The sequence below is a fragment of the Streptomyces sp. P9-A4 genome (assembly GCF_036634195.1).
Classification (GTDB): Bacteria; Actinomycetota; Actinomycetes; order Streptomycetales; family Streptomycetaceae; genus Streptomyces.
Genome location: NZ_JAZIFY010000001.1, coordinates 228,086 through 246,800, shown reverse-complemented (window position 1 = coordinate 246,800; position 18,715 = coordinate 228,086). Strand labels below are relative to the sequence as shown.

Below are 18,715 nucleotides of genomic sequence, written 5' to 3'. Positions count from 1 at the left end.
CGCCCGGTCTACGCTGGCCTCGGCCGACCGGCACACGGGACACACGGGGAAGAGGGGGAGGGGCGGGGTGGTGGGACCTTCCACGCGACGCATCGCGGCGCTCCTGCCCGCGATGCTCTGCGCCATCTGGTCGCTCCTGCTGCTCCCGGCGCCCCAGGCGCAGGGGACGCCCCTGACGGGAACGGCGGCGTCGGCCGGCCCGACGACCGCTCCGGTCGCGCCCTCGGGATCAGCACCGGGCACGGCCTCGTCCGCCCCCGCTCACCACGTCGCGCCCCCGGACCCCCAGCTGGCGACCACCGCGGTCGTACGCCTCCCGGCGGCCGTCGAGAACCCCGTACGGTTCCCGGGAACGCCCGTGACCACGGCCGCCGTTCCCGCCGACCTCTCCGTACCCGCGCGCGGTGTCCTCATGGGCGACCCGCGCCGGGAGCGCGCCCCGCCCACCGCTCCCCGGGGCCCCCGCGTCCCCCGTGGCCCTCCCGCCGCCCGGCACAGCTGACGTTCCTCCGCGTCGCCGTCCGGGTCCTCGGCATGTCCGCGTACCGGACCGGTTCACGACGCGTGTCCGACCGTACGCCCGGCACGGCCGCCGGGCGCCCCCACGCGCGTGCGTGGGCGGGCGCCGCCGCCGTGCGCTGCCAGTGGAGCACCCGTGTCCCCAGGTACCTCTCGCACCTCTCGTTCCCCACGTCCCTCCCGCCCTGCCCGGGCCTCCGGTCCCGCACGGCCCTCCCGGCCGGGACGCGGCTCCCGGTCCGTGCTCTGGCGCGCGCTCCTCGCGCTCGCCGTCGTCGCCCTCTCCCTCTGGATCACCCTGACCACCCCGCCCCGGCTCGGCCTCGACCTGCGGGGCGGCACCCGCATCGTCCTGCAGACCGAGGACGGGCCCACCGTCCGCGCCGACGCGGCGGCCACCGACCGCGCCCTTGAGGTCCTCCGCAAACGCGTCGACGGGCTCGGCGTCGCCGAACCCTCGCTCGCCCGCTCCGGCGAACGGCGCATCGTCGTCGAACTCCCCGGACTGCGCGACCCGCGCGAGGCGGCCGACGTCATCGGCCGTACCGCCCAGCTCACCTTCCACACGGTCACCGGCACGGTCCAGGGGCCCGCGGGACCGGCCGCCAAGGACGGGACGAGGGTCCTCGCCGACCCCGACGCGCCGGGAGCCTTCCTCGCCCTGGGCGCCCCCTCGCTCACCGGGGACGGCGTCAAGAGCGCCGAGGCCGTGCTCGACGCCACGAACGGCGGGGGCTGGACGGTCGACCTCGCCTTCCGCGACTCCGCCGCCGGCACCTGGGCGCGGCTCACCGGCGACGCGGCCTGCGCGGCGCCCGGCGACCCGGCGCGCCGGGTCGCCATCGTGCTCGACGACCGTGTCGTCTCCGCGCCCGCCATGCAGCAGGGCGTCCCGTGCGGCTCGGGCATCGGCGGCGGCTCCGCGCAGATCACCGGGGGGTTCTCCGGCCAGGAGGCCCGCGACCTCGCGGCGCTCGTGCAGGGCGGCGCGCTGCCCGTCCCGGTGACGACGGTCGAGCAGAGCACCGTGGGACCGACCCTCGGCGCCGAGGCGATCAGGGCCAGCGCCCTCGCGGCGGTGATCGGCCTCGCCTGCACGGGCCTGTTCGTCATGCTGGTCTACCGGCTCCTCGGCGTCCTGGCGACCGTCGCCCTGCTGCTGTACGGGCTGATCTCCTACGCCGCGGTGGTCGCCCTCGGCGCCACGCTCACGCTTCCGGGCCTCGCCGGTTTCGTCCTGGCCATCGGCATCGCCGTCGACGCGAACGTCCTCGTCTTCGAACGGGCACGGGAGGAGTACGCGGCCCTCGGCCGGACCGCCGGGCGCGACCTCCGGCGGCCGCTCGAAACGGCGTTCGGCAAGGTGTGGAGCGCGGTCGCGGACTCCCACATCACCACCCTGCTCGCGGCCGGCCTGCTGTTCGTCTTCGCCTCCGGCCCGGTCAAGGGCTTCGGTGTGACCCTCGCGATCGGCGTCGTGACCTCGCTGCTCAGCGCCATGGTCATCACCCGGCTCCTCGCCGACCTCACGCTGCGCCTGCCGGCCGTACGCCGGAGGCCCTCGGTCACCGGCATCGCCGGACTCGGCCGACTGCGGACCCGGCTGACCCGGCGTGTTCCGCGGCTGATGGCCCACCGCCGCCGCTGGCTGCTCTCCTGCGGGGCGCTCCTGCTGGTTGCCCTCGCCGGGATCGGGGTACGCGGCCTGGAGTTCGGCGTCGAGTTCACCGGCGGCCGGGTGGTCCAGTACACCGCCGAACGTCCGGTCGACGCCGACGAGGCGCGCGCGGCCGTCGCGGACGCGGGCTTCCCCGACGCGGTGGTGCAGACGACGGGCGGCGCGGAGGCCGCCGACGGCGGCGACGGGGCGGCGCGCGGAGAGGTGTCCGTGCGCGTCCGGGAGACCGGTGACGAGGAACAGCGGGACATCCGGGAGGCCCTCACCCGGGTGGCCGGCCCGGTGGAGGTGGAGCGCGACGACCTGATCGGCCCGAGCCTGGGCGGGGAACTGCGCACGCACGCGACGATCGCCCTCGGCCTCGCGGTGGTGGCGCAGCTCCTCTATCTGACGGTGCGGTTCCGCTGGACCTACGCGACGGCGGCCGTGGCGGCGATGACCCAGGACGTGCTGCTGGTCGTGGGCTTGTTCGCCTGGCTCGGCAAGCCGGTGGACAGCGTCTTCCTCGCCGCTCTCCTGACGGTCGTCGGCTACTCGGTGAACGACTCGGTCGTCGTGCTCGACCGGCTGCGCGAGCTGCGCCGTCGCGGCGGACGGATTCCGCTGCCCGACCTCGCCGACCGGGCCGTCGCCCAGACCCTGCCCCGTACCGTCAACACCGGCATGGGTGCGCTCTTCGTCCTGGTGGCGCTCGCCGTTCTGGGCGGCGACTCGCTCACCGACTTCTCGGTGGCGCTGCTCGCGGGTGTCGTGCTCGGCATGGCGTCCACCGTGTTCACGGCGATGCCCCTGGCGGTGGCCCTGGAGGCACGCCATCCCGCTCCCGCCCCGGCCCCGGTGTCCCGCCGAGGTGTGGGCGCCGTGGTCTGACCGCGTACCGCGGCGGCCCGTTCCCCGTGCGCCGGGGGACGGGCCGCCGCCCCGGTCAGGGCTGGTCGAACCAGGACAGCGCGGCGATCCGCCAGCCGTCCGGGGTCCGGACGAACTGGAGGGTCTTCGTGCCCTCGCCGTCGTACGGCTGCCCGTCCAGGACCCCGGACTTGCGGTACGTGCCGAAGCGCGAGGCGATGTCACCCTCGATCCGGGTCTCCTCCGAGGTCTCCCACTCGGAGAAGTCGACGAGCCGCCCGTCGGTCAGCAGCCGCTCGCGCGGGACGACGAACTCCTCCACGGAGTACGCCGTGAACGTGGGCGCCGTGCAGACGATCACCCCCTGGGGCAGCACCAGCCGGCGGATCCGGCCCACGTCGGGGGCCTTGCCGCCACGATTGTCGAACGCGCCGTAGAACTCGGCGGTCACCGCGTCTATCTGAGTCTTGGACATGACACGAGCGTAGGGGGTGTCCCGCCGGTCGGGCCTGACACGGCAAGAGAGCTGCCGTTCAGCCGAGTTCGGCCTCGATGAGATCGGCCGCCCGGATCGTGCCGCCCTCGCGGCGCATCGACTCCTGGACCTCCCGCGCGCGGCGCGCCACTTCGGGATCACCGCTGAGGGCGAGCACCGCCTCGCGCAGCCGCCCGGGGGTGACCTCCTCCATCGGCAGGTGCCGTGCCACGCCCAGGGACTGGAGCATGTCGGCGTTCCCGAACTGGTCGGTGGCCTGTGGGACGGCCACCATGGGCGTGGCCGTGGCCAGGCCCTCCTGGCTGCCTCCGGCGCCCGCGTGGGTGATGAATGCGTCGGCCTGCCGGAGGACCGCCAACTGGGGAACCCAGGAGTGCACTTCGACGTTCGGCGGCAGTTCGCCGAGCTCGGCCGGGTCGACGAACTTCCCGATCTGCAGGACGAGGTGCCAGGAGGGGAGTCCCGCGAAGGCCTCGACGCAGTCCCGGTAGAAGCCGGGCAGCTTGGTGAAGGCGGAGCCGAGGGAGACCAGGGCCACCTTCTCCGCGTGTTCCGGGCGCCGCCATTCCCCCTGCTCGGCGCGCGTGCCCTGGCAGGCGCCGACGAAGGTGTAGACGGACCGGTCGACCCGGTCGGCGTGCGGCTGGAGGGCCTCGGGGATGAGGACGAGGGCGCGGCGAGGGCGGGCGACGAACCTGTCCGGGTGGGTGTCGATGCCGTACTCGGCGAGCCAGGCCGCGAAGCGCGCGTAGTAGGCCCTGCCGCGCGGCGACGCCTTGAGCCCGGCGAACATCGGCTCGGCGACCTCCTCCTCGTACCCCTCCCACGGCACGAGGTTCGGCCAGAGGGAGAGGGCCGGGACGCCCCAGGTGTGGGCGAGGACGGGGGCCGGGTAGGAGGTGATGTCGTGGAGGACCAGGTCGGGCCGGTCCCGTGCGAAGGCCTCGGCGAGCTGCGGCAGCGCCTGGACGGCGTCGGCGAGGAACGGTTCGAGGTGGTCGATGAGTTCGGTGCCCCAGGCGTCGGGGTCCTCGTCGGTCGGCAGGGTGGAGCGGTAGACGACGGGGGTGGCCCCGGTCGCCGCGACCTTCTCGGCGAAGGAGGCGGGGACGGCGTAGCTGACGCGGTGTCCCCGGGCGACGAGCTCCCGGACGACCTCCAGGCTGGGGTTCACATGGCCGTGGGCGGCGATGGAGAACATGGCGATGTGGGCGGGTGAGGGGGCTGTGATGGGGGTCATTCCGCCACCTTAAGCGAGACGATACGTATCGTCTAATGAATTCCTCTGTCGACGGTGTTCTGTCCATGCCAAGATGGCGTCCGTCGAACCATGCCGCCCGACCCAGGGAACTCCGTGAAGACACAGGCGTACGCCGCCAGGGGCACCCTCGCCCTCGCCGGCGCCCTCACCCTGCTCATCGCCCTCCCGGCGAGCGCCCTCGCCGCGCCGCCCGCCGCCCTTCCCGCCAACGCCGACGCCCTGGAGCGGACCTTCCAGCCGGCCTACGACTACGACACGGACGGCTGCTACCCCACACCCGCCATCGGCCCCGACGGCACGCTCAACGCTGGCCTCAACCCCTCCGGCACCGTCAGCGGCCAGTGCCGCGACTCCTGGGACCTCACCCAGACCAACGGTTACTCCCGGGCGAAGTGCAACAACGGCTGGTGCGCGATCATCTACGGCCTGTACTTCGAGAAGGACCAGGCGGTGTGGGGAAGCGGTCTCGGCGGACACCGCCACGACTGGGAGCACGTCGTGGTCTGGGTGCAGAACGACCAGGCGCAGTACGTCTCCACCTCCGCCCACGGCAACTTCAACACCTACGGCCGGGACGCGATCCGCTGGGACGGCACCCACCCCAAGGTCGTCTACCACAAGGACGGCATCGGGACGCACTGCTTCCGGCCCGCCAACACCAACGACGAACCGCCTGAGAACCACCAGCACACCTGGCAGTACCCGAGCCTGGTCGGCTGGAACGGCTACCCCGCGGGCCTGCGCGACAAGCTCAGCCAGGCCGACTTCGGCAACGCCGTCTTCGGCCTGAAGGACGGCAACCTCGCCGCCCACCTCGCCAAGGCCAAACCTGCGGGCATCCCCTTCGACCCGTACGCCTGACCGCCCGGCGCGGGCGCCCGGTCCCCGCCCCCGTGGCCACTGTGCGATCATGCGGTGCCCCGGGGTGGGGCGAAGGGGTGTTCGACGCTTCGGGGCGAGGAGTGCGGTGTGGGCGCGGGTGGGGAGCGGGACGGTTCGTCCGTACCGGACGACGTCTGGGAGCAGTTCCTGCGGGATTCCGTGGACGGAGTGCCGGACGCGCCCAAGGAGCCTTCGGCGCGGGCCCGGAGCGTGACCGGGCGACCGCGTGAGCAGCCCGCGAACCCGCACGGCTGGCGTGCGTACACGCCGCCCCCGCGCCGGCGCGGCAAGGGCTGGTACGTGGCCGGGTTCCTGGTCGCCGTGGCCCTCCTGGTCGTGGCGTTCGACCCCTGGCGGATGATCGGAACCTCCGGCGACGGCACTCCGGCCGGGCCACCGCTCGCGCAGGAGTCGGAGCGCCCGACCGAGGCCCCGCCCGTCGAACCGGCCCTCCGGCCCACACTCGGCGAACCCTTCCGCGGATCGCCCGCGGCGCGCTGGGCGAACGGCGCCGCGGGCATCACGGTCCCCGCCGCCCGGGCGACCGGATGGATGAGCGAGGCTCAGGTGGCACAGGCCCTGCGACGGTCCCGGGACTTCCTCGTCGCCTCCAGCCTGGATCCGGCGGTATGGCGGGGCGAGCGGCCCGCGCGGGCGACCGCCCTGCTCAACCCGCACCAGCGGGACGTCCAGGACTACCTGAAGACCTCCTTCGAGGCCCCGAGCGAGGAGAACGATCCGCTCCTGCTCTTCAGCCGCTTCGACCCGGCACGCGCGCGCGTGGCCGGCGACGTGGTGAAGACCCGGGGCCGGATCTCGTACGGCCAGGGCGAACGCGGCGCCCTCCAGGTGACCACCGACGTCACCTACGTCTATCCGGTCACGCGCGGGACGGCGGGCGGCGACGAGATCGCGCGCACGATCGTCCGCCGAGAGATCGTGCTGAACTGGGACGATCCGTCGAAGATCATCACCCAGCCGGGCACCGTCTCCCTCGTCTCGTACAAGACCCATATGACCAACGGCGGCTGCGACGACCACACCGGCTACTTCGCCCCCGAGTTCGACTCGGACCGGCCGGCCGAGGGCGCGACGGAGGGCGGGACCGTCGACCCGTACGACCGCGCCCGGCCGATGGACGAGCTGACCGGAGCCGCCGACGGCGGCTGCGGGACGGCATCGCGTACGTAGCGGCCCCGACCGCCGTGTGAGCTTCGCGGCCCGCCGGGGCCGACCGGCGACGGGTGATCCATGGCCACGCGCGCGCGTGGCGGGCACGATGGGCCCCATCACCGCCGGGCGGCCCGGGCGCGCCGGCGGGAACCGGAAGGGACGAGCCTCCTCCATGCCCCAGAAGTACGGCGACTACCAGCACGAGATCTACTTCGACGGGCTCTTCGGCGTCCTGCCCGAACTGCCCATGACCTTCGGCGAACTGGAGAACCGGGCGCGGGCGGCGCTCCCGCCCTCGCTCTGGTCGTACGTGGCGGGGGGCGCGGGCGACGAGCACACGCAGGAGGCCAACGTCCGGGCCTTCCGGCAGTGGGGGCTCGTCCCGCGCATGATGGTCGGCGCCTCCGAACGCGACCTCTCCGTCGACCTGTTCGGGCTCACCCTGCCGTCCCCGCTCTTCATGGCGCCCGTCGGGGTGATCGGACTCTGCGCCCAGGACCGGCACGGCGACCTGGCGACCGCCCGCGCCGCCGCCCGTACGGGCGTGCCGATGATCGCCTCCACGCTCAGCGTCGACCCCATGGAGCAGGTCGCCGCCGAGTTCGGCGGCACACCGGGCCTCTTCCAGCTGTACACCCCCACCGACCGCGCTCTCGCGGAGAGCCTGGTGCACCGCGCCGAGGCGGCCGGCTTCCGGGGCATCGTCGTCACCCTCGACACCTGGATCACCGGCTGGCGCCCGCGCGACCTCGCCACCGCCAACTTTCCCCAGCTGCGCGGCCACGCGCTCGCGAACTACACCTCCGACCCCGTCTTCAGGGCCCGTCTCGCGAAGCCGCCCGAGGACGACCCGCGCGCCGCCGTCCTGGAGTGGGTGGGCCTCTTCGGTAACCCGCTGGTCTGGGACGACCTGGCCTGGCTCCGTTCGCTCACCGACCTGCCGATCGTCCTCAAGGGCGTCTGCCACCCCGAGGACGTCCGCCGGGCCAGGGACGGCGGCGTCGACGGCATCTACTGCTCCAACCACGGCGGCCGCCAGGCCAACGGCGGCCTGCCCGCCCTGGACGCCCTGCCCGAGGTGGTCGCCGCCGCCGACGGACTGCCCGTGCTCTTCGACTCCGGCGTCCGCACCGGCGCCGACGTCGTCAAGGCGCTCGCGCTCGGCGCCACGGCGGTGGGCGTGGGCCGCCCGTACGCCTACGGGCTGGCGCTCGGCGGCACGGACGGCATCGTCCACGTCCTGCGCTCCCTGCTCGCGGAGGCGGACCTGATCATGGCGGTCGACGGCTACCCGACCCTGGAATCGCTGAGGGCGGGCGGCGCACTGCGCGCCGTCCGCCCCTAGATGCCTCCTGAGTTCCCCGCTGAGATCCCCGCCGGGGTCAGTCGAGTTCGTCGGGGTGCGGGCCGGTGCGCAGGCCGCGGTCGAGCGCGGCCACCGTCCCCATCTCCTGGTCGGTGAGGGTGAACCCGAAGACGTCGAAGTTCTCGCGGATCCGGGCGGGGGTGACCGACTTGGGGATGACGATGTTGCCGAGCTGGAGGTGCCAGCGGATGACGACCTGGGCCGGGGACCTGCCGTGGCGGGCGGCGATGGCCGTGATGGCGGGGTCGTCGAGGGCGGCGCCCTGCGCGAGCGGGCTCCAGGCCTCGGTGGCGATCCCGTGCTCGGCGTGGAAGGCGCGCAGTTCGCTCTGCTGCAGGCCGGGGTGGAGCTCGACCTGGTTGACGGCCGGGATCAGCGTCGTACCGGCCATGAGGCGCCGGAGGTGGCCCGGCTGGAAGTTGGAGACGCCGACGGCACGGGCGCGACCCTCCTCGGCCAGGCGCTCCAGGGCGCGCCAGGAGTCGCGGTACAGGTCACGGCCGGGCGCCGGCCAGTGGATGAGGTACAGGTCGACGTGGTCGAGACCGAGCTTGGCGAGGCCGGTGTCGAAGGCGCGCAGGGTGGCGTCGTAGCCCTGGTCGGCGTTCCACAGCTTGGTGGTGACGAACAGCTCCTCGCGGGGCAGCCCGGAGGCGGCCAGCGCGCGTCCGACGCCGGCCTCGTTGCCGTAGATCGCGGCGGTGTCGATGCTGCGGTAGCCGGTCTCGAGAGCGGCGGTGACGGCGGCGGTGGTCTCGTCGTCGGGGACCTGGAAGACGCCGAAGCCGAGCTGGGGGATCTCGACGCCGTCGGCGAGTTCGACGGTGGGAACGGCGGGGGCGGGGGAGGAGGACATGGTGCGCGGGTTTTCCTTCACTTGACGGGGGGTGTGGCAGAGGCCGGGGATCAGTGGTGTACGAGGGTGCCCGCGGGCGCACCGGAGGCTGCGGTGGAGGCGCCGGCCCGGACCGCGGGGGTGCGGCGCTCCAGGGCCGCCGACCAGAGGGCGAGGCCCAGCGCGGCGGCGGCGAGGGCGGCGCCGACCCAGTTCGGGGCGGTGTAGCCGAGGCCGGCGGCGATCACGAGGCCGCCCAGCCAGGCGGCGAGCGCGTTGCCGAGGTTGAAGGCGCCGATGTTCACGGCGGAGGCCAGCGTGGGCGCGCCGGCGGCCTGGTCAAGGACACGCTTCTGGAGCGGGGGCACGGTGGCGAAGCCGAGCCCTCCGACCAGGAAGACGGCGACCGCGGCGAGGATCTTGTCGTGGGCGGCCACGGTGAACAGCGCGAGGACGACCGCGAGGCCACCGAGGGAGACGTACAGCAGGGGCATCAGCGCGCGGTCGGCGTACCGGCCGCCGAGCAGGTTGCCGAGGAACATGCCGAGACCGAAGAGCACGAGCAGCCAGGTGACCGAGCCGTCCGCGTAACCGGCGACGTGGGTCATCATCGGCGCGATGTAGGTGATCGCGGCGAAGACGCCGCCGAAGCCGAGCACGGTCATGGCCATCGCGAGCAGGACCTGCGGGTTGCGGAAGGCCTTGAGCTCGCCCCGCAGACGGGCGCCTTCGGGGCGGGGCATGGCGGGCACGAGCTTCGCGATGCCAAGGAACCCGGCCACACCGAGCGCGGCGACGATCGCGAAGGTGATGCGCCAGCCCACGGTCTGCCCGATGAAGGTGCCGAGCGGCACGCCGACGATGTTGGCGACGGTCAGACCGGTGAACATGGTGGCGATGGCGCCGGCCTTCTTGTCCGGCGCGACCAGCTCGGCGGCCACGACCGACCCGATGCCGAAGAACGAGCCGTGGGCGAGCGAGGCGACGATGCGGCCGGTCAGCATCAGTCCGAAGCTGGGGGCGACGGCCGAGAGCAGGTTGCCTAGTACGAACAGGCCCATGAGCAGCATCAGCATCCGCTTGCGGCTGACCTTGGTCCCGAAGACGGTGAGCAGCGGCGCGCCGATGACGACACCGAGGGCGTAGCCGGTGACCAGGAGGCCGGCGGTGGGGATGGTGACGCCGTAGTCGGCGGCGATCTCGGGCAGCAGTCCCATGATCACGAACTCGGTCGTACCTATGCCGAAGGCTCCGACTGTAAGAGCGAGTAGAGCGAGCGGCATGCCTCGCCCTGTTCCGGATTTGCTTGAGGGATCCCTTTGCATGCCTTCACAATAATTGCATGCGCTCTATATGTGCAAGCGCGGGTAAAGGGTGGGCTCTGGCAGGTGGTCGGCAGTCCGGCCGAGGGTGTGGTCGACGGCGTCGGCCACGGATGGGGGCAGCGGGAGCCGTTCGCGCACCGTGCTCAGGGCGTGCGCGGCGCGGAAGATCGCGTTGCCCTCCGCGAGGCTCCACCCGCGCTCGAAGGTGCCGCCCGGCTTCTGGACCCGGGCCGGCCATCGTGCCCCGGCCAGGATCTGCGGCGAGGTGCTGTACAGGTCAGCACCTCGCCGCAGCGCGTGCAGGAACAGCAGGTGCGGCAGCTGGTTGCCCTCGAATATTCGCGGCCGAAGCGACAGAGCGGCCGGCGCGTCAAGATGGTCGCCGCGCACTGCGGAGTCAGCGGCACGAGCGCAGATGACGTGGCAGGCCACCAGTTCGGCCTGCTTCCAGGTAGGAAGGTCCCCGGCTTCGACCGGACCCCGAGTTCGTACGGCGCCCCGGCGCTGATCGCTTCTTCCTGCTCGGTCAGGTCGGCGCCCGCTGGTCGTTGTACGGCCAGCTGCCCGTGGAGACCGCGCCTGGGGCGGTGAACTCGGTCAAGGCGTGCGCGGCGGTGTCCATCCGGTCCGGGGAGCCGGTCTCGACCGTCCGCTCCTCTGCGTGGTCACGAGGGGTCTTCGTCCTGCGCGGGATCGTCGAAGTGGACGGTGCCGTCCTCGTCGAGGCGCGGGTGGAGGGCCTGGGGGGCCTGGGTGTTGATGTCGGACGGGCGGGGTCCTTCCGGTCCGTCGGGGCCCCAGCGCAGCAGGCGGCGGGCGCGGGCGATCCGGGAAACGGTGCTGCCGACCTCGATCTCGTTGCACCGGCCGGCTCGGAGCCGGTCGGCAGCGGCGGCGAACTCCGCGAGTTCCGCGACCGCCGGGCTGGTGTTCTCGGCGACGACGGTGTGTGCGTCGACGTCTCTCTCGGCGTCGTAGGGGATCAGGCCGCGCGTGCGCGGTTCCATCCAGGTCAGGGCGAAGGCCAGGGTCCGGCGGGCGTCGTGGGCGGTGGCGTGCAGGCTGCTGCCCGGTGACCAGGGCTCGGTACCGGACCGCTCGACGATCAGGAACGCGGCCGGCATGAGCATCACGTCGGGGTGGGACTCCAGGGCCCGCGCGGAGTCTTCCAGTACGGGGCCGGGGTACCTCGCTCCGCTGTAGGTCAGGGAGCGCAGGGTCAGTCGCTCCGCCGCCTGGAGCGGGGAGAGGGGGGCGTCCGGGTCCAGGACGAGGCCGTCGTCGACCCTCGGGCTACGGGTGCCGGCGCCGCGGCTCCAGTCGGGGTTGAGGGGTTCGGGGTCGGTGGGCCGCGGCGTCTCGATGTCGCCGTGCGCGTCGACGGCCGCGTACTCCTCGGCCCGCACGACGCGATAGCGGGTGTCGAGCACGGTGAGTTCGTCGACGCACTCGCTCTCCAGCCGGGCGACCGCCGCCAGCAGCGCACGCCGCTCCGCCCTGTCCTTCGCCTCGTCCTTCGCCCGGAACCAGAACCGGGAGTTCAGCGCGTCACGGGCCTGCTGCGGACAGCCGTGGGTGACCTCGACGGCCACCTTCCACCGCCGCCCGTCGTCCTCGCTCTGCGCCGCCACCCCGAACAGCGGCCCTCGTACCGCCACGCCGCTGTGGCGCGCCGCCGCGTCGACGGCATCGGCCTCCATCGCGGCCTCGACCGGCTCCACCGGAACCCTCACCACCACCGGCCACTCGACCGGTCCCGCACCCTCGTTACTCATGCCGCCATCCTGGCGGCAGCCCTGCGCCCGCATCACCGTTTCACCGGATCCCCCCCGATACCACCCTCCCGGGCCGGAGGCGAGGAGGGCGACTTCGCCGCCCGCGCACGCCAGAGTGGGCAGCCCCCCGGGTGGCTACCCGGTAGCACGGACGTGCAGCTCGTACGGCGCCGAACGTGTTTGCCGGAGTCGATCAGCAGGTGGCCCATGTGCTGGGCACTGACGGTGATCTCGCCCATGACCTGCTCCCGTGCGTCCTGAGGGCCGGGGCTGGACCTTCTGTCCTCGGCTCTCTGGTTGCCGCGGAGAAGACCAACGACAACATGCCCGCCTGGCCTCCGGGCCGGGCCTTGCCCTCGCCGGTATCGACCTCGTCCTCACGGACGACGGCGAGTTCTTCTGCTTCGAGGTCAACCCCAGCCCCGCGTACAGCTTCTACGAGCACCACACGGCCCAGCCGGTCTCCGACGCGATCGCCCGCGCCTGCTCGGATGACGACCAAGACGATGACCTATTGGATCCTCCGGCTCCCTTGAAAGGGGGTGTGTGCTGAAAGAAAGAGGCCTGGTCCCTGCTGGGCAAAGAGGTGGGCGTCGTGCCAGAAGTCGCCGGTTAGGCCGGGAGGGGTCGAGCTGCGCCGACTCCCGTGTGGGCGCAGGATGGGAGATACCGGGGTTGCGCGGCCGCGACATCGTCGCCCGCATCCGACGTCAAGAGGTTATGACCGATGACGCCTACGAACCCCCTTTTTCCGAATGGTTTTTGAACCATGCCTTCGTGACGTCGACTTCATCGAGCCCAGCATGTCGATTTCAGTGTCGGCCCTTCACGGGGTCGTGAGCGAAGCCCGAAGGAGGGAACCATGGAAACGGGCAGGATCGAACGCAACCCGGAGGCGCCGAAGTCAGCGCCGCCGCCGCGAGCGGGCCGGGACCTGGAACGGGAGGCCGCGGAGCGGCTCGACGAGATCCGGCAGTACTTCAAGGACCTGTACGCGCGACGCGACGTCGTCGCCCGCACCACCACCCCGTACGGAGAGGACCTCGACTGGGTCCCCAGCGAGGCCGATGCCGAGCCACCCGAGCTCGAGTACCCGGAACGCCCCGGCACCACCGACCGCCCCGCCTCCCCCCAGCCCTTCGAGGCCGCCGCCGAAGCCCAGGCGGGCCCTCCCGGCACGGTCCCGATGGTGCGCAAGCAGCTGGACCGCATCACCACCACCGGCACGCTCGAGGACTACCTCGCCAAGGGGACACGCGCGAAGCTCGTGACACCGCCCGACGACCCGGGCATCGCACCCGCGGCCGTCTCCCCGCACAAGTACGCGCACGCCGTCCAGCAGGTCACGAACTACGGGACGGAAGGCGTCATCAACACCTGGCGGCCCTACGTCGAGTGGTCGGACGAGTTCTCCCTCGGGCAGGAGTGGGTGGTGCGGGGCAGCTTCGCGCAGGGCACGACCGACGGGCAGACCGTCGAAGTGGGCGCCCAGACCTACCAGGGCCTGTACGGGGACTGGTATCCGCACCTGTTCATCTTCTACACGACCAACAACTACACGGCGAGCGGCGCGAAGAAGGGCGGCTACAACACCGACGTGCTCGGCTGGAAGCAGGTGTCGACCTCGGTCTACCCGACGATCCGTCTCGCGGAGAGCGTGTACGGGGGAGACCAGTACGACCTCGCCATCAAAGTCACGCTCTTCGCCGGCAACTGGTGGATCCGGATAGGCAATGAATGGATGGGGTACTACCCCGCCGGCGGCCCCGAGGGTCTGTTCAACGCCGCGGGGCTGCTCAACCAGGCGCAGTCCATCGACTGGGGCGGTGAGGTCGTCGACGAGATCGGCCACCCGGGAGCCACGCGCACCTGGATGGGCAGCGGCCACTTCCCGTACGAGGGCTGGAGCTACGCGGCCTACATGCGCAACCTGGCCTACCAGTCCGACCCCTCAGGAACGATGGTCAACATGCAGGGCTACATCCACGAGACCAACCCGAACGCCTACCGGATCGTGACCGACTTCTCCGGGACGACGACCTGGGGCTCGTACTTCTACTGGGGAGGCCCGGGTGGAGTCGAGTGACCTTCCGTCCGAGGACGAACGGCCCGAGGTGATTCCCTCCGAGGCCGATCCGGACATCGAGTGCGTCCGGATCGACGGGGCGGGTGGGGCGGCGGAGCCCCCGCCCCACCCGCCCACGCAGGACCGGGGCGCTCCGCCGGGGCGGGGCGTGAGGCTCTGCCCCGAGGGGTACGTACCCCGGCGCCGCCGCCGCGACTACACGCTGGACGGCAAACGGGTCGTCAGTGACTCCCCGGCGACCCGCAACCCCGAGGAGCCGCCGGCTCATGGGGCGGCATCGCCGCCCCAGTCCCCCTGAGACGCTGAGGGAACGGTCACGCCGCACGGACTGTGCTCGTCGTCGCCCTCGTACGAGACGACGATCCCGGCCCCGTCCGCCGGCAGGTCCGCCGTCCGCAGCGTCGCGATGCCCACCTCGTCCAGGAGGACCGTGCCGAGCACCCGCCCGTCCGCGCTGAAGGTGACGGGGCCGCGCGGCGGGCGACCGCCGGGGACCGTCGTCGTGACCCGTACCGTCAGCGTCGTGAGCGACCCCGTGGCCAGGGCCGGCCGGGTGGCGAAGGAGCGGGCGGTGGCCGGATCGATGGCGAAGGCGCCGTCGCGGGTGATTCCGAAGGCGCTGCACAGGCCGTACGCGGTCCGCGCGAGGTAGCCCGTCGCCGGGGCGAGGACGGCCGTCAGCTCGCGGGGGGTCCGGGGCAGTGAGTCCAGGGCCGTGACACCGAGGAGGTCGCTGTCCGCCCGGGCCGTCGAAAGCACCACCGGAAACCCGCCCACGACCAGCGTGTCCGTGCCGCGTCCCGTCAGGAACGCGTCGCAGGACTCCTCGTAGTCGACGGTGCCGTCGGACCTGACGGTGTACGCGAGGTCGGCGGTCACCCCGGGACCCGCCTGGAGGAGGTACCCGGAGGCCGGCAGCAGCGTGAGGCGGTGCGTCGAGGTGCGGGACAGGAAGCCCGGGCCGGCGGCAGGCGCTCCGACGGGCAGCAGACCGTGGGAGAGGGCGCGGCCGTCGACGCCGATCGTGTGCCCGTGGACCGTCAGGGTGTGCCCGGAGGCGTCGGCGAAGCCGGCCGCCTCCGGATCGAGCCGGACACGGCCGTCCGGCGAGACGGAGAAACCGAGCCCGCCGTCGGCGGTGCCGGCCGCGACCCGCAGCCGGTACCCGGAGGCGGGCAGCAGCTTCAGCTCGTGGACCCGGTCCGGCGTCAGGGGTCCCGCGTCGGGCAGGTCCGGGACGAGCGGATGGTCGAGGGCCCGGGCGTCGACGGTGACGGGGACGCCGCGCACGGTCAGCCGCCGTCCGCCGCGGCCGGCGAGGAAGGCGTCGAACTCCGGGTCGTAGTCGAGAGTGCCGTCCTCGCGCACGTCGAAGGTGACGGCGGCCGTGGCGGTGTCGGAAAGCCGCAGGCGGTAGCCCGTACGCGGCGGGAGCGAGACCTCTGGCGGCGGGACGGCCGCCCCGTCGAGGAACCGTGTCCCGGGCCGGGTGCCGTACCCGGAGGAGGCCGCGTACCCGGCCCCGTCCGCGTACGGGGGTACGGCTCCGTCCGCGGACCCGTATCCGGCGTCGGCGACCGCGACAAGGGGAAACGTCAGCTGTGAGGTGTCGATGGTGATGGCCGGCATCGGCTCTCCCGATCGGTCGGTGGTGCGGGGGAGGGGATCAGAACGGTGTCGTGCCGGTGATCTCCAGACGCGGTACGAGGTCGATCCGGGTCTCCTTCCGGGCCGACCGGGTGGGCTCCCCCGAGACGCGCGCCCAGCGGCGGATCCTGCTGTCCCAGCCACAGGTGACGAGCTCGGACTCGTCCCGCGTGGCCGTGAAGGACGCCACGCCCCATCCGTGCGCGGCGACGGGCGCACCGATGCGCTGTCCCGTGCGGTCCCAGCGGTGCAGGAGGCCATGGGCGCTGCCCGCCGCGACTTCACCGTCGCTCGTGAGCAGCAGCGACCACACGGGCGAGTCGACGACGAGCGGGGGTCCCACCGGCCGGCCCGAGCCGAGGTCCCAGCGGCGTACCGTGCCGTCCCGGCCCCCGGAGGCGATGCTTCGCCCGTCGGTCGCGAGCGCCTGGACCGGGCCGCTGTGGCCGAGGAGCGGCTCGCCGATCAGGGTGCCGGCCGCCCGGTTCCAGCGCCGTACGGTGCCGTCCTGTCCACCTGTGACGATGACGTCCTCGTCGGTGGTGAGCGCGACCGCCCGTACCGTTCCGGCGTGCCCGCGCAGGGGTTCGCCGAGCGGGGAGCCGGCCGCCCGGTCCCAGCGGCGTACCGTGCCGTCCTGGGAGGCGGAGACGAGTTCCCGCCCGTCACGGGTGACGGCGAGGCCCCGGATGCGGCTCCGATGGCCGGTGAGGGGCTCGCCCAGGGGGGTGCCGTTCACCCGGTCCCAGCGGCGCAGCACACCCTCGCCGTCGCCGATGACGATCTCGTGGTCGTCGGGGGTGAGCAGCATCGCGTAGACGGTCCGTGTGTGCACCTGGACCGGGGCGGACAGCAGCTGGCCGAGCAGCCTGTCCCACCGGTAGACGGTCCCGATGTCGTCCACACCGACGATCTCGGCATCGTCCGAGGTCAGGTCGAGGACCATCAACTGCCTGGGCGTGGTGATCTCGCCCACCGCGCGGGTCGTGCTCCTCACAGCGGTGGCTACTCGCCGCAGGCGGTCGCCGCGCGGGCCGAGTCCGCTCCCCTGGTCCGGCATGCCCGTCCCGGTGCGTGCGTTCATCCTGGCTTCCGTGTTCATCACGACCCCTTCGGCGGTACGGCCCCGTCGAACGCGAGCGCGCTGGACGCCTCGCCCCGGCCGGCCCGGACGCGGCGGCCCACCCACTGGTAGATCCGGCCGTCCTCGCCGCGCGCCACGACCGGCACGCGGCTGACGGTCACTCCCGAGCGCGGGACCTCCTCGTCGCGGAAGAACACCCGCTTCACCTCCGGTTCAAGGACCCGGCCGGCCGCTTTGACCTGCGGGAGACGGGTGCCGTCCGCACTGAAGCGGGGGATCTGCCCGCGCCGCAGGCAGACGGCCGCCGCGCCCTGCTCCAGCGGCACCGGCACCAGGGGGATCCAGTGCGGCGGGACCGGCGTCAGGAGGCGGTAGGCGAGCGCCGCCGGGTCGGCCGGCGAGACCTGTGGTTCGTCGTCCTGAGGTTCGTCGGCCCGGACCCGCGGACTGCCGGTGGCGCTCTGCACGATCCGCTCGATCGCGAAGCCCAGGTTGGCCATCTCGTCGCGGGCGAACAGGACTTCCTCGACGGGGGCGCCTTCGAGACGGGCCGAGGCGGTCGGCAGCAGCGGAAGGAGGGGCGGCGCCGGCGCGCCGGTCGCGGCGTCCGTCAGACGGAACACCGACCAGTGGTCGTCGTCGGCCGGCTCGATCACGGTCGTGTCCTCGAAGGTGTCGACGACCGTGAGCGAGGCGATCCGGTGCAGCGCGCTCGTGGCCAGTTCCACCGGGACGATCCAGTGGTCGTTTCCGTATACGTTCGCGAACTCGACGACGAGGAGCCGGGCCAGGTCCGGCACGCCCGCGCCGATGTCGGGCAGGTTGACGGTGGTGTCCTCGAACTCCCACCAGCGCTCGGCCGGCATGCCGGGATAGGTGACACGGGTGGGCAGCACTCCCACCGGTGCACCGCCGGCCGGCGCGGGCAGCGCGGCGCCGCCGGTGTCGAGGTCGAAGTGGTACGCCTCGGCGGCGCCGCCCGTGTACTCGGGCGCGGTCAGCGTCACCGTCCGGCCGCCGGGCGCGGCGGTGACCGCGAAGCGGTGCTCCAGACGCTCCCGTGCCCAGCTCGACGTCACCGGCGGCCGGTACTGCTCCTCGAACCAGGCCAGCCAGAGTCCGGCCGCCTCGTCGAAGGCGGTCCGCTGGGGGCCGGTGAGCCCAGGCGGACGCCAGCCGTCGGCCAGATGGCCGGCGAGCGCGGCTCCGTCGGGCGCCCGGCCCGCGAGGACCTCGTGCAGGGCACGGCCGGCCGGGTCGCGGCGCAGCGGGTCCTGCTCCGGATCGGTTCCGGGCCCGGGCAGCGGCGCCTTCGCGAGGACCGCCTCGTCGATGCCGTCCAGGACGCCGGGGGGCAGGTTCACGGTGCGGAGGGTGGTGAGGAACCGCCCGCCGGCCCGGGCGGCGGCGCGGAGTGTGAGCTGCCGCGCGGTCTCGTCCGCCGCCGCCCCGGCCTCCGCCAGGAACTCCAGCGGCACACCCTTCGGCAGGGGCACCGCCGTGCCGTCGACGGACGGACGGAAGGAACCCAGGGGAGTGCTCTCGGTGCTGAGGGCGCACCAGACGGGCGAGCCGCCGTCCTCGCCCGCGAACTCGGCGACCTGCCACTGCCGGGCCAGCAGGAACAGCGGGTCGGCGACCCGCGCCGCGAGCGCGTCGTCGAGCTGGCCGCCCGTACCGCTCGGTCTGACCACCGGCTCCACGCGGTGGAACTGGCCGAAGTACATGACATCGAACAC

Annotated in this window: 16 protein-coding genes; 7 read left to right on the top strand and 9 right to left on the bottom strand. The window is 73.1% G+C overall.

The features are described from left to right. The first annotated feature begins 67 nt into the window (after positions 1-67). Positions 68-502, top strand: coding sequence for a hypothetical protein (locus V4Y03_RS01115; RefSeq protein ID WP_332433585.1), 435 nt, complete (start codon positions 68-70; stop codon positions 500-502). Between the two features lie 258 nt (positions 503-760). Continuing rightward, entirely contained in the window at positions 761-3,067 is a 2,307-nt protein-coding gene (gene secD, locus V4Y03_RS01110) for a protein translocase subunit SecD (protein WP_332433584.1), read from the top strand. Between the two features lie 55 nt (positions 3,068-3,122). Here the strand turns inward: secD and V4Y03_RS01105 are convergent, their stop codons facing one another. Both V4Y03_RS01105 and mgt read right to left on the bottom strand, forming a co-directional pair. Next, positions 3,123-3,521, bottom strand: coding sequence for a DUF4440 domain-containing protein (locus V4Y03_RS01105; RefSeq protein WP_317873015.1), 399 nt, complete (start codon positions 3,519-3,521; stop codon positions 3,123-3,125). A 58-nt stretch (positions 3,522-3,579) separates the two neighbouring features. Next, on the bottom strand, positions 3,580-4,782 hold the full coding sequence (gene mgt / locus V4Y03_RS01100) for a macrolide-inactivating glycosyltransferase (RefSeq protein WP_332433583.1): 1,203 nt from the start codon (positions 4,780-4,782) through the stop codon (positions 3,580-3,582). 90 nt (positions 4,783-4,872) lie between these two features. Here mgt and V4Y03_RS01095 point away from each other — a divergent pair, with 90 nt between their 5' ends. From V4Y03_RS01095 to V4Y03_RS01085, 3 genes are all read left to right on the top strand, one after another. After that, positions 4,873-5,664, top strand: coding sequence for an NPP1 family protein (locus V4Y03_RS01095; RefSeq protein ID WP_442809477.1), 792 nt, complete (start codon positions 4,873-4,875; stop codon positions 5,662-5,664). 108 nt (positions 5,665-5,772) lie between these two features. Then, a complete protein-coding gene (locus V4Y03_RS01090; RefSeq protein ID WP_332433582.1) occupies positions 5,773-6,876 on the top strand; it encodes a hypothetical protein in 1,104 nt (367 codons plus the stop codon). Between the two features lie 154 nt (positions 6,877-7,030). Next, the gene (locus tag V4Y03_RS01085; protein ID WP_332433581.1) at positions 7,031-8,203 is read left to right on the top strand and encodes an alpha-hydroxy-acid oxidizing protein; all 1,173 of its coding nucleotides are present in this window, start codon (positions 7,031-7,033) and stop codon (positions 8,201-8,203) included. Between the two features lie 37 nt (positions 8,204-8,240). Here the strand turns inward: V4Y03_RS01085 and V4Y03_RS01080 are convergent, their stop codons facing one another. The 4 genes from V4Y03_RS01080 to V4Y03_RS01065 all read right to left on the bottom strand — a co-directional run bounded on the left by V4Y03_RS01080 (position 8,241) and on the right by V4Y03_RS01065 (position 12,159). Then, positions 8,241-9,080 carry an aldo/keto reductase gene (locus V4Y03_RS01080; protein WP_332433579.1) on the bottom strand — a complete coding sequence of 280 codons (840 nt, stop codon included), beginning with the start codon at positions 9,078-9,080 and terminating at the stop codon, positions 8,241-8,243. A 50-nt stretch (positions 9,081-9,130) separates the two neighbouring features. Beyond that, positions 9,131-10,342 carry an MFS transporter gene (locus V4Y03_RS01075; protein ID WP_332433578.1) on the bottom strand — a complete coding sequence of 404 codons (1,212 nt, stop codon included), beginning with the start codon at positions 10,340-10,342 and terminating at the stop codon, positions 9,131-9,133. A gap of 66 nt (positions 10,343-10,408) precedes the next feature. Beyond that, the gene (locus V4Y03_RS01070; RefSeq protein ID WP_332433577.1) at positions 10,409-10,816 is read right to left on the bottom strand and encodes a hypothetical protein; all 408 of its coding nucleotides are present in this window, start codon (positions 10,814-10,816) and stop codon (positions 10,409-10,411) included. Between the two features lie 233 nt (positions 10,817-11,049). Then, positions 11,050-12,159, bottom strand: a complete 1,110-nt coding sequence (locus V4Y03_RS01065; RefSeq protein ID WP_332433576.1) for a DUF5954 family protein — start codon at positions 12,157-12,159, stop codon at positions 11,050-11,052. 862 nt (positions 12,160-13,021) lie between these two features. On the opposite strand from V4Y03_RS01065, the gene V4Y03_RS01060 reads away from it, so the two are divergent. Both V4Y03_RS01060 and V4Y03_RS01055 read left to right on the top strand, forming a co-directional pair. Continuing rightward, positions 13,022-14,245, top strand: a complete 1,224-nt coding sequence (locus tag V4Y03_RS01060) for a neprosin family prolyl endopeptidase (RefSeq protein ID WP_317873006.1) — start codon at positions 13,022-13,024, stop codon at positions 14,243-14,245. Then, positions 14,232-14,543 (top strand): hypothetical protein, encoded by a 312-nt coding sequence (locus V4Y03_RS01055; protein WP_332433575.1) that lies wholly within the window; start codon positions 14,232-14,234, stop codon positions 14,541-14,543. Before V4Y03_RS01060 ends, V4Y03_RS01055 begins: the two co-directional genes overlap by 14 nt. Here the strand turns inward: V4Y03_RS01055 and V4Y03_RS01050 are convergent. The 3 genes from V4Y03_RS01050 to V4Y03_RS01040 are packed head-to-tail and all read right to left on the bottom strand — an operon-like array spanning position 14,510 to position 18,715. After that, positions 14,510-15,874 (bottom strand): Ig-like domain-containing protein, encoded by a 1,365-nt coding sequence (locus V4Y03_RS01050; RefSeq protein WP_332433574.1) that lies wholly within the window; start codon positions 15,872-15,874, stop codon positions 14,510-14,512. The two genes, V4Y03_RS01055 and V4Y03_RS01050, sit on opposite strands and share 34 nt — an antisense overlap. A gap of 37 nt (positions 15,875-15,911) precedes the next feature. Further along, positions 15,912-16,976, bottom strand: coding sequence for a WD40 repeat domain-containing protein (locus V4Y03_RS01045; protein ID WP_332433573.1), 1,065 nt, complete (start codon positions 16,974-16,976; stop codon positions 15,912-15,914). Positions 16,977-16,993: 17 nt separating this feature from the next. Next, positions 16,994-18,715, bottom strand: coding sequence for a hypothetical protein (locus V4Y03_RS01040; RefSeq protein WP_332433571.1), 1,722 nt, complete (start codon positions 18,713-18,715; stop codon positions 16,994-16,996).

Coding starts and splice junctions, on each gene's coding strand:
- V4Y03_RS01050 (WP_332433574.1), bottom strand. CDS start 15,874: ATGCCGGCCATCACCATCGACACCTCACAGCTGACGTTTCCCCTTGTC.
- V4Y03_RS01065 (WP_332433576.1), bottom strand. CDS start 12,159: ATGAGTAACGAGGGTGCGGGACCGGTCGAGTGGCCGGTGGTGGTGAGG.
- V4Y03_RS01105 (WP_317873015.1), bottom strand. CDS start 3,521: ATGTCCAAGACTCAGATAGACGCGGTGACCGCCGAGTTCTACGGCGCG.
- V4Y03_RS01095 (WP_442809477.1), top strand. CDS start 4,873: ATGCCGCCCGACCCAGGGAACTCCGTGAAGACACAGGCGTACGCCGCC.
- V4Y03_RS01045 (WP_332433573.1), bottom strand. CDS start 16,976: ATGAACGCACGCACCGGGACGGGCATGCCGGACCAGGGGAGCGGACTC.
- V4Y03_RS01085 (WP_332433581.1), top strand. CDS start 7,031: ATGCCCCAGAAGTACGGCGACTACCAGCACGAGATCTACTTCGACGGG.
- V4Y03_RS01075 (WP_332433578.1), bottom strand. CDS start 10,342: ATGCCGCTCGCTCTACTCGCTCTTACAGTCGGAGCCTTCGGCATAGGT.
- mgt (WP_332433583.1), bottom strand. CDS start 4,782: ATGACCCCCATCACAGCCCCCTCACCCGCCCACATCGCCATGTTCTCC.
- V4Y03_RS01080 (WP_332433579.1), bottom strand. CDS start 9,080: ATGTCCTCCTCCCCCGCCCCCGCCGTTCCCACCGTCGAACTCGCCGAC.
- V4Y03_RS01060 (WP_317873006.1), top strand. CDS start 13,022: ATGGAAACGGGCAGGATCGAACGCAACCCGGAGGCGCCGAAGTCAGCG.